This window comes from candidate division WOR-1 bacterium RIFOXYB2_FULL_36_35 (genome assembly GCA_001771505.1).
In the GTDB taxonomy this organism is placed as follows: Bacteria; Margulisbacteria; WOR-1; order XYC2-FULL-46-14; family XYC2-FULL-37-10; genus XYB2-FULL-36-35.
The window spans coordinates 1-12,945 of the sequence record MEUA01000040.1 but is presented as its reverse complement, the minus strand read 5'-3'; the positions used below and the strand labels follow the sequence as shown (position 1 = coordinate 12,945).

Annotated in this window: 15 protein-coding genes and 1 tRNA gene; 8 read left to right on the top strand and 8 right to left on the bottom strand. The window is 36.9% G+C overall.

From position 1 onward, the window contains the following. Window positions 1-106 precede the first annotated feature (106 nt). A complete protein-coding gene (locus tag A2290_00565; protein OGC14154.1) occupies window positions 107-832 on the top strand; it encodes a hypothetical protein in 726 nt (241 codons plus the stop codon). A gap of 27 nt (window positions 833-859) precedes the next feature. Here A2290_00565 and A2290_00560 read toward each other — a convergent pair whose 3' ends face one another. The 6 genes from A2290_00560 to A2290_00535 form a co-directional block, all read right to left on the bottom strand. Continuing rightward, on the bottom strand, window positions 860-1,735 hold the full coding sequence (locus A2290_00560; protein OGC14153.1) for a dihydroorotate dehydrogenase B catalytic subunit: 876 nt from the start codon (window positions 1,733-1,735) through the stop codon (window positions 860-862). After that, window positions 1,726-2,508: a hypothetical protein gene (locus A2290_00555; protein OGC14152.1), complete on the bottom strand. Its 783-nt coding sequence runs from the start codon at window positions 2,506-2,508 to the stop codon at window positions 1,726-1,728. Before A2290_00555 ends, A2290_00560 begins: the two co-directional genes overlap by 10 nt. 75 nt (window positions 2,509-2,583) lie before the next feature. Further along, entirely contained in the window at window positions 2,584-3,663 is a 1,080-nt protein-coding gene (locus A2290_00550) for a hypothetical protein (protein OGC14151.1), read from the bottom strand. Between the two features lie 9 nt (window positions 3,664-3,672). Next, window positions 3,673-4,383, bottom strand: a complete 711-nt coding sequence (locus A2290_00545) for an anaerobic ribonucleoside-triphosphate reductase activating protein (GenBank protein ID OGC14196.1) — start codon at window positions 4,381-4,383, stop codon at window positions 3,673-3,675. A gap of 4 nt (window positions 4,384-4,387) precedes the next feature. Next, window positions 4,388-4,822, bottom strand: a complete 435-nt coding sequence (locus A2290_00540; GenBank protein ID OGC14150.1) for a pyridoxamine 5'-phosphate oxidase — start codon at window positions 4,820-4,822, stop codon at window positions 4,388-4,390. Between the two features lie 66 nt (window positions 4,823-4,888). Continuing rightward, window positions 4,889-5,431 carry a hypothetical protein gene (locus A2290_00535; protein ID OGC14149.1) on the bottom strand — a complete coding sequence of 181 codons (543 nt, stop codon included), beginning with the start codon at window positions 5,429-5,431 and terminating at the stop codon, window positions 4,889-4,891. Between the two features lie 78 nt (window positions 5,432-5,509). On the opposite strand from A2290_00535, the gene A2290_00530 reads away from it, so the two are divergent. The 3 genes from A2290_00530 (at window position 5,510) to A2290_00520 (ending at window position 8,193) form a co-directional block, all read left to right on the top strand. Then, a complete protein-coding gene (locus tag A2290_00530) occupies window positions 5,510-7,069 on the top strand; it encodes a hypothetical protein (protein OGC14148.1) in 1,560 nt (519 codons plus the stop codon). 59 nt (window positions 7,070-7,128) lie between these two features. Continuing rightward, a complete protein-coding gene (locus tag A2290_00525) occupies window positions 7,129-7,437 on the top strand; it encodes a nucleoid-associated protein, YbaB/EbfC family (protein ID OGC14147.1) in 309 nt (102 codons plus the stop codon). Window positions 7,438-7,587: 150 nt separating this feature from the next. Then, window positions 7,588-8,193: a recombination protein RecR gene (locus A2290_00520; protein ID OGC14146.1), complete on the top strand. Its 606-nt coding sequence runs from the start codon at window positions 7,588-7,590 to the stop codon at window positions 8,191-8,193. 35 nt (window positions 8,194-8,228) lie between these two features. On the opposite strand, the gene A2290_00515 is transcribed toward A2290_00520, so the two are convergent. Beyond that, window positions 8,229-9,827, bottom strand: coding sequence for a hypothetical protein (locus tag A2290_00515; protein ID OGC14145.1), 1,599 nt, complete (start codon window positions 9,825-9,827; stop codon window positions 8,229-8,231). A 178-nt stretch (window positions 9,828-10,005) separates the two neighbouring features. Here A2290_00515 and A2290_00510 point away from each other — a divergent pair, with 178 nt between their 5' ends. Then, window positions 10,006-10,449, top strand: a complete 444-nt coding sequence (locus tag A2290_00510; GenBank protein OGC14144.1) for a deoxyuridine 5'-triphosphate nucleotidohydrolase — start codon at window positions 10,006-10,008, stop codon at window positions 10,447-10,449. A gap of 48 nt (window positions 10,450-10,497) precedes the next feature. Here A2290_00510 and A2290_00505 read toward each other — a convergent pair whose 3' ends face one another. Further along, on the bottom strand, window positions 10,498-11,247 hold the full coding sequence (locus A2290_00505; protein OGC14143.1) for a hypothetical protein: 750 nt from the start codon (window positions 11,245-11,247) through the stop codon (window positions 10,498-10,500). 273 nt (window positions 11,248-11,520) lie between these two features. On the opposite strand from A2290_00505, the gene A2290_00500 reads away from it, so the two are divergent. From A2290_00500 to A2290_00490, 3 genes are all read left to right on the top strand, one after another. Next, window positions 11,521-12,201 (top strand): 4-hydroxy-tetrahydrodipicolinate reductase, encoded by a 681-nt coding sequence (locus A2290_00500; GenBank protein OGC14142.1) that lies wholly within the window; start codon window positions 11,521-11,523, stop codon window positions 12,199-12,201. A gap of 35 nt (window positions 12,202-12,236) precedes the next feature. Then, on the top strand, window positions 12,237-12,779 hold the full coding sequence (locus tag A2290_00495; protein OGC14141.1) for an orotate phosphoribosyltransferase: 543 nt from the start codon (window positions 12,237-12,239) through the stop codon (window positions 12,777-12,779). A 29-nt stretch (window positions 12,780-12,808) separates the two neighbouring features. Further along, window positions 12,809-12,881, top strand: a tRNA-Thr gene (locus tag A2290_00490). Window positions 12,882-12,945: the final 64 nt, after the last annotated feature.

Below are 12,945 nucleotides of genomic sequence, written 5' to 3'. Positions count from 1 at the left end.
TACTATCGATTGGAAGGGTTATAAGTTTCAGATTGAATTTTGTGCTTGTGTATGATAATTTGAATGTTAGTATAAATAGTTAAATATTAAATAAGGGGTGTTTTTTGTGAAAAGAATTTTTAGTTGCTTGTTGTTTTTTTTGTTTTTTACATCGGTTGTTTTTGCTGCTCCGTCAGCTCAGGATATTATTTCTAAAATCCGCCAAAACCAGGATAAAATTAAAGATATGTCTGCGAAGGTTGTTACTATAATAAAATCGGACAAAGAGGGGAAGGCTCTTGAGCAAAAGGGAGTTATCTTGACTAAAGGTAAAGATAAGGTTCGTATAATGATGGAAACTCCCATGAGACAACTTACCATTACCAATGGCAATAAAATGTATATTGAAAATAAGGATACGGGCCAAAAATTTGTTCAGGATTTACAAAAGATCAGGGAGAAAACAGGACAAAAAAATATAGGAGGAGATCCGCTTGATCAGACAAAAATTTTGGACACTTTTTATCTTTCTCTTGAGGAAAAAGGGATTTTTAAAAAATCTTATATAATTACCGGAGTGCCAAAAGATACAAACTCGCTTTTTGGAAAGGTAAAATTTTATGTGGATGCTTCTAGCTATGTACCTACAAAACTTGAAGTTTATGATACTGATAATAAGCTTCTAACTAAGTCTGAAGTAGAGTATAAAAAGATAGGCGATATCTGGGTTCTTTCTCAAAATAAGTCTTGGTTGAATGTTCCGGGAGGCAAGATGGATGTTGTTATGAAGCTTGAAGATATCAGGGTTAATAAAGGGATCCCTGACAGTGAGTTTGTAATAAAAGAAGAATGACTTGATTAAAAAAGACTAATATTTTTATTATTTATTTAAGCAGCCGATTAATTTTTCAAGATCGTATTTTTCCATGTCATTTATAATATCGATTGCGGAATTTGCATCCACAAAATTAGCAGTGCCTACTTGAACAGCTTCTGCCCCAACCATAAAAAATTCCAGGGCATCTTCTGCCGTCATAATCCCTCCAAGTCCGATAATTGGTATTTTTATGGCTTGAGCGACTTGCCAAACCATTCTGACCGCAATTGGCTTTATAGCAGGGCCTGATAATCCTCCGGTTTTTGTTGACAATTTAAATTCTTTTTTCTTAATATCGATAGCCATCCCCATAACGGTATTAATTAAAGAGATAGCATCGGCTCCTGCTTTTTGTGCTGTAAGAGCGATTTCGGTTATGTCTGTTACATTTGGAGAGAGTTTTGCGATTAAAGGGAGATCAGTTGAATCCCTTACTGTTTTTATGATTTCTTGGGTTCCCAGTACTGAGCAGCCAAATTGCATTCCGCCTTTTTGAACGTTTGGACAAGAAATATTTACTTCTAAACCTTTGACTTTTTTTTCTTTTGATAAGGTTTTTGCGAGTTCGGAAAATTCTTTAGCGTTTTCTCCCGCGATATTTACAATAACTGCCGTATCAAACTTTGATAAAAACGGCAATTGTTTTTCGATGAATTCTTTTAACCCGTCGTTTTGCAGGCCGATAGTATTTAACATCCCTGATGGGGTTTCGCATATACGGGGTGGGGGATTGCCTTCTTTTTTATTTAAAGAGAGGCTTTTAGTTATTACGGCTCCAAGTTTATTAAGGTCAACTAGTTGTGAATACTCTTCGCCGTATCCAAAAGTACCGGACGCGACCATTACTCGGTTTTTAAGTTTAATGCCTGCTAATTCCATATAATCTCCTTGGAATCAAAGACTGGACCGTCTTTACATGCCATTTTATATCCACTTATGGTTGATACCGCACACCCTTTGCAGGCTCCAATCCCGCAAGCCATGTAAGCTTCAAGTGATAATTGACATGGGATATTTTCTTTAATTGCAATTTCAGAGACGGCCTTAAGCATAGCTTTGGGACCACAAGCAAAGATTGAGGCTGATTGTTTGTCTGTTAAAGCTTTTATCAGATTTTGTAATATATCGGATACAAGTCCTTTTGTTCCGCATGATCCGTCTTCAGTTGAGGTTTTTACTTTTATACCTAGAGTAGTTAAATCTGATTCGCAGATTATTAACCTTTTTGATTTTGCGCCTATCAAAACATTTACATCGATCGGATTTTTAATCAAAACTTCAGCAAGCGCAAATAGGGGTGCGATCCCCATGCCGCCCCCAACTAAAATTGCCGACGTTTTATCTGACCTTACAGAAAAACCTTTTCCCAAAGGACCCAGAATATTGATTGTTTCCCCCTCTTTTTTTTGAGATAAGATTGTTGTCCCTTTTCCTATGATTTCATACAGCAATTCAATAGTTTGATTCTGCCTGTTTATTTTATGGATTGAAATAGGTCGCCTAAGAAGGGGGGATGTTTCAGTTGAAACCCTGACATTTACGAATTGGCCGGGAAGGGCATTTTCTGCGATATGTTTTGATTGAAGTGTTAATTTGAAAAAATGGGGAGCGATATGTTTGTGGGCTACTATTTTAACTTTTTCTTGGCGCATCCTTTATATATTTTAGCATAAAAAAAGGGTAAGGGATCAAGGTTTCTTATTCACCTCGATGATCCTAATTGGGGTTCAAATAGCAATCGTCTCTTTGATATGTTTTCTATCCAACTTAAGTTCTGAAATGTCGATGATAGGGGGTTCTTTTTTGACTAATGATGTTACAATTTGTCCGGTAGCTGGAGAATGCATAAAGCCATGACCGGAAAACCCTGTTGCGATTATTAATCCTGGAACTGGCGCGTCGATTATCGCATGCTTATCGGGCGTTTCATCACTTAAACTCGTTAAAATTTTCTTAATGCCGGATTTTTCAAGTTCCGGGATTCTGTTGATACTTGCTTCAATTGTTTCATCGACCGCCTCTGACTGTCTTTCAAAATCTTTTTCTTCTGCTTTTCCAGACATCCCCACCAGCGCATCGTCTCCTTCTTTTTTGATATACCAGCCAGTTGGAATTTCCATGATAAGGGGATAATCAAACTTGAAGCTTTCAATAACCAGAATATATTTTCTTTTGTGTACAATCGGGATATCGATCCCAATTGTTGCTCCAAGTTCTCTTGATTGTACCCCGGCAGAGAGGATAACTGTTTCTGATTGAAAATAGCCTTTGTCAGTTTTTATTCCTGTGATTTTTCCTTCTTTTTTTGTTATTGATAAAACAGTTGTTTCGTTTAAGAATTTGACTCCGTTTGCTTTTGCCCCTTTTTCATAATAGGCAAGGAGCGCCGCGGGATCGGCAACTCCGTCTTCCGCGAAAAAACTCCCGCTTTTTACCCCTTTAAGATTTAAAAAGGGGAATCTCTCTTTTATTTGTTTCACAGATAGGGCTTCACTTCTTATCCCCAGAGAATTTTGCATTTTAACTCGAGGGACGGACATCCCTTCTTTCATATCCAAAATTAAATACCCGTATTTTTTATAATCTATCTCTTTTGCAAGGGCGTTTATTTTTTTCATTGATTCGATAGAGAACTTACAATTAATTTCTGTTGTAAATTGATGTCGGACTCCACCGGAACAATACTGGGTAACAGCTGTTCCCAGGAGTTTCTCCTTTTCGATCAAGATGATATTATTTAAAGAGGCAGAAGAGAGATAATATGCTATTGCAGCTCCAACTATCCCTCCGCCGATAATTATTATCATTTGTTTGTTTTACACTCCTCTAATAGATGTATTTTTAACATAAACTTTTGCTAATTGAACCATCTCTTCAAGCTCTTCTTTTGAGTAAGGTTTAACTGATCTTAGATTCTCATCCCATGTATGCTGAGCCACAAATTGTTGAAGGATAAATTTTTGAGCATTAGGAATCTCTTTTGCTATCTCTTCAATATCTTTTTTGTCCAAAAGGGTAGGTACGACTGTTGTTCGAAACTCGTATGGGATTTGGCTTTCCATAATGAGCTTTATGCTCTCTTTTATGTTGTCTAAATTGACACTTGTCCCGCAAAGTTTTGAATATTTTTCATTCAAAGGACCTTTTATGTCCATTGCTATATAATCGGCTAATTTTTCATCGATAACTTTTTTTAGAACATCAGGTTCATTTCCGTTTGTATCAAGTTTAATTTGAAAACCCAGATCTTTTATCCGTTTCATAAATTCAAAAAGGCCTTTGTTTTTGTGAAGAGATGGTTCTCCTCCTGTCAGACAAATTCCATCTAAAAAATCTTTGTGTTCAATTAGAAATTTTTCTATCCTGTCGACGGAAATTGTTTCGTAACCTTCCGGGTTTTCAACCAATCCTGAATTGTGGCAAAAAGGGCATCTGAAATTACAGTAGGGGATATATATAGTTGATACAACTTTCCCATCCCAATCCAAGAAGGAAGTTTCTATAAAGCCTTTTATTTCGATGTCCATTATTTTATAAAACAACTTCTACTTTTGGAGCAAAGTTTGTTTCCATTGTCCAATAAACAGCTTTTCCCCCCTTTAAACAGTAAACTTTAAAGCTATCGTAAAAGTTAGCCAAAGTGCCTGATTCTCTCCAGGATTTGAGAAATTTTCGTGATGGATGTTCACAAATCTCATCTTTGAACACTTTATCTTCTGAAATTTCCAGTTTGCCTGAAACTCTGACTTGAATCCCTTTTTTAAAATCGTTAAAACAAAGTTCAACTTTGGGGTTTTTGCTTATTTGTTTGTGAACGTCCTTCATTATCCCGCTATGAAAGATAATCCCGTTTTCATCAGCACGAAAAAGAAACATTCCTCTACAACGTGGCTGATCTCCTTCAACAGTGGCCAAATGAAAAGCCGGATTCGCATTCATCAATTCAAACATTTCTTCTTTCTTCATAAATAGCTCCTTTTTAAAATTATTCTACAATATATTTTTTGATAGTGTCAATTTCAACCCGATTACTCACGGTGAACTTTGGATGATCTTTTCTACTCCATTTACAAACCTCTTAACATTTTTAAAGTCTCTCCGTTTTTTTAAAATGGCAAATTGTCTTAAATTTTCTCCTTTATAATCTTTTGGATCTTTGGTTGTTATGTTGAATTTGTCTTTTAATATTTTATGGAATAGGTTTTCCGCTTTGTCATTTGTCTCTCCTCTTATTTGAACTCTTTGAACCGTAAATTTTTTCTTTTCCAGCTCTTTTTCAGAAAAATTAAAAAGACTTCCCTGGCAAATTTTTAAGATGGTTTTTTGCGGGCTTGCGCTCAGGTTTTTTAACCCTTTTTTTATTATTTTAAAAATCTCTTTTTGTACGACAGCAGATCTTTTCTTTTTGTCCTTTATCCTAAAAGTTTTTAAGGATACTTCACCATAAGAAATGTTTTCCCCGTCATTTAAAAGAATCATTATTCCGCCGTATAAAGAGCCGGAGCCACTGTCGTCAATTTCTATTATTGAAGGATTTTTCCCTCTTGCAAATAAAGACCTTAAAAATTTTATCATATCTTTTTATTATATAGGTTTTTTAAAGAGATGAAAACTCCGTATTATTGGTGTGTAAATATGCAATATGAGTAGAATATGATAAAATATCAAAATCTATTAGCTAATACTGGAATTTTTAATATGACCTATATTTCTCTTTATCGTAAGTGGCGATCACAAAATTTTGATGAAATTGTTGGACAGAAGCATATTGTTCAAACGCTTAAAAACGCAATACTTCAAAAACGCATTGCCCATGCTTATCTTTTTTGTGGACCACGTGGAACCGGCAAAACTTCAATTGCCAGAATTTTTGCTAAGTCTTTGAATTGTAGAGAAGGGATTACTGTTTCTCCTTGCGGTAAATGTGACAGTTGCGCCAAAATTCGTGATGGCCATTCAGTCGATGTTATAGAAATAGATGCCGCAAGTAATAGAGGGATTGATGAAATAAGAGATTTACGCGAAAAGGTTCGCTATATGCCTGTAGAGGGGCAATATAAGGTTTACATAATTGATGAAGTTCATATGTTAACAACCGAGGCGTTTAATGCTTTATTAAAGACTCTTGAAGAACCTCCTCAACATGTAATCTTTGTTTTGGCTACAACAGAAGCATCCAGGGTTCCTGCAACAATTAAAAGTAGATGTCAAAGACTTGATTTTTCCAGAATATCTCTTGAAGAGGTTAAAAATCATTTAAAGAATATTGCCCTTTCAGAAAATTTTGACATTGAAGATAAAGCCATTGATATTATTGCCCGTTTGGGGGAGGGAAGTATGAGGGATTCGGTCTCTCTATTAGATCAGTTGGCTGCTTATGCGGGAAATAAAATCACTTTAGATGATGTTGTTTTACTTTTGGGTTGTGCTGATGAAGAGATGTTGTTCTCTTTGGCTGATGCAATAGCCAAAAAAGACGCGGCCGGACTTTTGAATGTTATAAGCCTCGGAATTGACCATGGTCGCAGTTCCTTGCAGATGTTAAGGGATCTTGTAATGCATTTTAGAAATATTTTGTTTTTAAAGTTTAAAGCGGATGAAGTTTTGGAATTGACAAATGATCATCTTGAAAAGTTAAAAAAACAGTCTGATCTTTTTAGTCTTGGCGATGTTAATCGTATAATTAAAATTTTAGCTAAAACAGAACTGGACATGAAATGGCATCCTTATCCGAGGCTTGTATTTGAAGTCGGCCTTTTGGATGTGTTACAAGCTGATGATCTTAACCTTAAAGAAGTTGTAAGCAAGTCCCATCCGCCAAAATCTTTAGTGGTAAAGGAAGAGAGCTCTGTTAATATTAATGATTCTGAGGTTGTTGGAAATTCTACTTTTAACAAGCTAAAAGCTAATTGGCCTGTTATATTGGATAAAGTCAAGAAGAAGAGTTTGTACGGGTTTGTCTCTTTACATGAGGGACAGCCTGTCGATGTTACTTCTAACAATGAGCTCATCATATCTTTTAAGAAAGGATATTCTTTCCATAAAGATCGTCTGGAAGAGACAAGAAACAAAGAAGTGGTTGAGTCGATTATTTCAGAAGTTATGGGCGAGCCTTTAAAGGTTAAGTGTAGTGTAGATGTAAGTGTAGAGACAAAAAAGCCTCAAGTTACAGTTGGTACCGTAAAAGAGATTTTTGAAGGGGAGCTTGTTTGACTAAGAGAAGCTGTCATAGCAGGAAGAGAGAAAATTACGCAAAAAGGAGCTGATTTGAAATGGTATTTGGCAATTTAGGTAATATGGGAAATATGATGAAACAGGCTATGGAGATGCAGAAAAACTTAAAAAGGATAAAAGATGAACTGAAGCATGCAAGATATGATTCTGAAGAGGGGGGGGTAAGTGTTGTTGTAAATGGAGACATGGAAATTCAAGAAATAAAAATACCAACTGGAATTGACGAAAGAAGGCTTGAAGATACAGTTAAAAAGGCTGTCAATAAAGCATTAAAAAAAGCAAAAGATGATGCTGCGGGTAAATTAAAAAATATTACTGGAGGGATGTCTATTCCAGGCTTGACTTAATCCCGATTATCATAAATCGGGGTTAAGATGGATCCCCGCTTTTGCGGGGATGACAAATTGCAAAAACTGTCATTACGCAACAAGCCCTACAGGGTACAGGAGTCAGGATTCTTTTTTCTGAACCTGATTTAAACTTAAAGGAAATCTGAAATGAGCCGATATTCTTCAGCAATGAATAACTTGATAGAAGTTTTAAAGCGTCTTCCCGGCGTTGGGCCTAAGTCTGCACAGAGGCTTGCTTTTTATATTCTTGGGGTGACAGAACAGGAAGTAGAAGAGCTTGCCAGGACAATTGTGGAGGCAAAAAAGAATATCAAAAATTGTTCTCAATGTTTTCATATAACGGATAAGGACCCTTGTGAAATATGTATTGATGAGTCTCGGGAAAAGGATATTATTTGTGTTGTTGAAGAGCCAAAAGATTTGATGGCAATAGAGAGAAGCAGAAGTTTTAAGGGGGTTTATCATGTTTTGGGTGGGGTTATCTCTCCTTTGGACGGTGTAAGTCCGGATGCTTTAAGAATAAAGGAACTTCTTCAAAGGATTGTTGCTTTAAAGATTTCCGAAGTTGTCCTTGCGATGAACCCAACGACAGAGGGAGAGGTTACTGCTATGTATATTACAAAACTTTTGTCTCCTTTAGGAGTCAGGGTGACTCGGATAGCTTACGGGTTGCCAATTGGAGGGGACTTGGATTACGTGGACGAAGCTACGCTGTCAAAATCTTTTGAGGGGAGAAGAGACTTTCATTCTTGATCCCTTTTTTATGATTTATCTTATCTATGCTTTCCTCAAAAGCCAAGAAATGATTGCATTAAATAAAACAAACCAGATCTTGCGGCAGTATAAATTGATCCTATTGCCGCGATAGACATTCCTGCTGCTATTAGCTGTTCCTTTCTTGTCATATCATTGTATAGGGTTTGTTTTACCGCTGTTTCAAAATCCATAGCTCTTATCCCTTTTAAGATATTCATTCTTCTGATACCTGCCATATAAAGTTTTCTTGCTAAAGAAGAAGATCCGGGGATAATGATGTTCTGGTTAGGAGAGTAATTAGTTTGTTGAGATTCATCATTATAAGTTAGAAAATAACTTGAGCTTGCTTCACCCCGATTAGGAAATTGGGGTTCATTATATGCAACAGTCACTTCCAGCCTGGTGTTTTTTGCCGCGGCTGCAATGGTACAACCTAAATTATAAGTTGAAGGGCTTATCCATCCTCTTAATCCACTTAATGTTTGTGTGTTGTTATCTGACTCAGTGAAAAATTCGACAGCAGGATCCGCGTAATATACAAAATCAGGGTCGTTTATTATATCCGAATGGTTTTCTCCGAAAACAATATCATCAGCCTCATCTTTTGTTATATTTTCTCTGAAGAGGATCCTTTTTTCCCTGTTTAAGATAAATTGGTGAAGTCTTTCATTTAGTGTGTAGATCCTTAAACGCCCAATGCCGTCTTCATCAAGCCAAAAGAGTATAGCTCTTCTATCTTCTGTTATGCTAAATTCCCATGCGGGAGATGGTGTAAATTTTGTTGGAGTTAGTTCGTTAATGTCTCCTAATACAGATCTGTCAATATGTCCTAAAATTGTATTATGCCCTAATCTTATTGTATTGATATTGTATGGATCAAATCCCATAAGTCTTGCGGCTGTCGCATCGACCGCTACAGGATCAGTGCCAAATAAAATAAAAGGAGAGGTCGGATCGACAGGATTCCCAAAATGAGGGCCCATTCCATCCTGACCAAATCTTCCGTCTACAATGTCAATAACCGGAATTTTCATCCCATATCTTATAATATTGTTTGCCCTTATTATTGATTTGCTTAAATTTTGATGCATATTATCTCTGTTATCTGTTAACCCCATCCCAAGGTTTTTAAGGCAAAGAGATAAAAAGTCCTGATGATGGGTTTTTGGAAGTGTCATGTTGATTATTAATAAATTTGGATCATTTAAAAGAGCGGGGAAGAATAGTCCCTCTCTTTCTTCAAAATTGACGCGATGTAAATCGTAAAAAGCTATATTATGCTGTTGAGCCAAAGATTCTAAACCAATATCAGCGCTAAAAAATGGGATATAGTCTGGAACGTGATAAAGCTGGTTTGTATAACCTGCACAATGGTCTGCGATTATGACTTCAGATGCCCCGCCTTCTTGCGCGAATCTAGCCATTGCAATCATCAGATCCCTGCTTGTCATAGAATATTGATGTGGAACAGAGCTTGGCCCTGCCAAGTTCGGTTTTATTAAAACTTTTTTACCTCGCATTGTTTCAGAGGTTATTCCAATTCCCTGCAATCCTCTTGTTATTGTTGTGTGAAGAGCCTCCCTTGATGGATATTGAAGACTTTTTGCGGCGAATATTTTTTGTGAAAACATTTTATTTCCTCCAGTAGAATTTTCTTACTATTTCCTAAATATTTATCGGCAAAAATAGGTTGGAATTTCATATACAAAGTTAACCCCGATTATGATACTCGGGGTTAATTTCTGGTTTTACTGTGAATAATCAAGGTTAAATTTGTTATAATTGATTATTAAAAAAAGGAGCAATTTGATGAACATAAAAGTGCAAGTGAAACGATTAGCCCATGGAGAAGATTTACCTCTTCCTAAGTATATGAGTGATCATGCGGCGGGGATGGATCTTTATGCTGCAGTTACGGAAGATCTTGCAATTCCGCCTGGCGGCTGGAAATTAATACCGACAGGGCTTGCGATTGCTCTTCCAGAAGGGTATGAAGCTCAAGTTAGGCCGCGTTCCGGACTCGCTCTAAAACAGGGTATTTCAGTATTAAATACTCCCGGAACTGTCGATGCCGATTATCGTGGAGAGGTTGGTGTTATCCTTATGAACCACAGTAAACAGGATCTTGTTGTTAAACGCGGCGACCGTATTGCGCAGATGATTGTAAATAAAATAGAGCGAATTGAGTTTGAAGAGGTCTCTGATCTTTCATCGACAGACCGTGGTGTGGGGGGGTTTGGGCATACAGGGTGATCAATCGGTGTCAAATGAAGAAACGGAAAAAACAAAAGGACGGAAGAACTAAAAGATAAATTTTATAGATTCAAATTCTGCAAAAAAGAAATCAGATGGGCTCATGAATTCTACTGCAAGATAAGCGATGGAGATAGGATAATCTGTTGCGGAAACATCTATAGCGTGTGATCCTTCAAAAGCGGTATCATCTTCAAAAGTCAAGAAATTGTAAGAATAATTAAAACCTCCGGGGGTTTGAATATCTTTTCCCACTTCAATTGCATAAGCCCCAGCTGCTCTAACAGATAAAAAATTCTGCTGCATTCTAAAACTAAAACTTTGGCCGGAAAGGTTTAAATCTATTCCATTCAAGTCCTTTACTTTAAGATGCACAGTTGCCTTTTTTGTGATTTCTATTGGAGTTTGAAGCGCAAATATTAAAAAAGTATAATTATATTCCATCATGTTTTCGCATTTTATTCCTATTGTATTTGATTTTTTATCAGTATCAACAAAACATATCCCTTGATCTTCATATTTCTTTTCAACATAACAGTCAGCATTTTCTTCGCAATTTAGAGTTAATGGAGTTGTTTCCGTCGAAGGAGTTTGTGCAGGGGTGGGGGAGTTTTTTTGATCTTCTTCTGTTTCACATCCAAACATTGATAATGCTGTTATCGGCATAAAAGTTTTTAGAATAAAAATAGCAGTGGTTAAAAGTAGACGCAGTTGATTACAACTGTGTCGCATTGAAAAGCCATTTGTTGCTTGGGGTCTCTTTGGAACTCGGAGTTCATTGATTGTATTTATTTTCACAATCCAACTCCTTTGCCCTATTACACGGGCTTTGGTATAATGATGTCGCAAGACAGTTTAGAAAATTTCAGGTGATATTATGGGACTGTTGCGAAATGGTCATTCCCGTGAAAACGGGAATCTATTTCTCGTAAAACAACCCCGATTATAATAATCGGGGTTAAGATGGATCCCGCTTTTGCGGGGATGACAAATTGCAAAAACTGTCATTACGTAACAAGCCCATTATACGAGTAGAAGGAGCTAACGTAACAGGGATTAGGAGGAAATGGTATGTCAAAAATAAAAGTTGTAGTCAATGGAGCCCGCGGGAAAATGGGGATAGAGACAGTTAAAGCTGTTTTAAATGAAAGCGATTTAGATCTTGTCGCTCAAATTGACCTTGGCGATGATCTTGTTAAAGCTATAAAAGAAAAAAAAGCGGAAGTAGTTGTCGATTTTACTCATCCAAAAGCTGCTTTTCAGAATGTAAAAAATATTTTGGAAGCTGGCGCGCATGCTGTTGTCGGCACAACAGGGCTTACAATTAATAACTTGAAAAACATGGAGGATTTTTGTAAAAAGACTAAAAGAAATTGTATAGTAGCCCCTAATTTTGCGATAGGAGCTGTCCTTATGATGCAATTTGCAAAAGAGGCTGCAAAATATATGAAAGATGTTGAAGTAATCGAATTTCATCATCAGCATAAAGTTGATAAACCGTCCGGGACCGCCATTAAAACGGCAAAAATGATTCAGGATGTTATTGGTAAGGAGAGAGAGATACCGATTCATGCTGTCAGATTGCCCGGACTTGTGGCGCATCAAGAGGTTATATTTGGAGGCTTGGGTCAAACTTTAACGATTCGTCATGATACAATTAATAGAGAATCATTTATGCCTGGAGTTATTCTTGCTATCCGTAAAGTTGGAGATCAAAAAGGTTTAGTTTACGGATTGGAGGAGATTTTATAGTCCTCACTCTGAGAGGAAATTAGTGTGGGTAGTAGTTGGCAAAAGAGGTAAATAGTATGTTAAATGAACTTAAGAAATTGCTAAGAGAGACGGGAGCGTTTAAAACGGGAGAATTTACTTTATCTTCCGGCAAAAAAAGCAATTTCTATATTGACTGCCGCAGGATTACTCTTCATCCTCAAGGAGCAAAGCTGATTGGCAAGATTATCCTTGAAAAGATAAAAGGGATGAAAATAGATGCGGTTGGAGGGATGACACTGGGGGCCGATCCTATAATTGGGGCGGTTATAACTCTTTCTGATATTCCGGGTTTTATAGTTCGTAAAAAAGAGAAGACTCATGGAACAGGACAAAAAATAGAAGGTATTATTGAAGCAGGTTTTAATGTTTTAATAGTGGAAGATGTTTCAACTACTGGAGGATCTGCTTTGCAAGCGATAGAAGCAGTCGAGGCTGTCGGGGCTAAGGTTGTGAAAGTTATATCTGTTGTTGATAGGGAGGAAGGGGCTTCCGAGGCTTTTAAACGCTATGATTTTGATCCGATTTTTAGAAAATCAGAGCTTATCCATAAGCCATAAGCTATAAGCCATAGGCCATAAGCTAATATGCCCGTGTAGCTCAGTTGGTAGAGCACGTCCTTGGTAAGGACGAGGTCACCGGTTCAATCCCGGTTGCGGGCTAAATTTTTTATGTATTACTTATATATAATTCAAAGTGAAAAGATGGGGAGATATTATGTTGGAG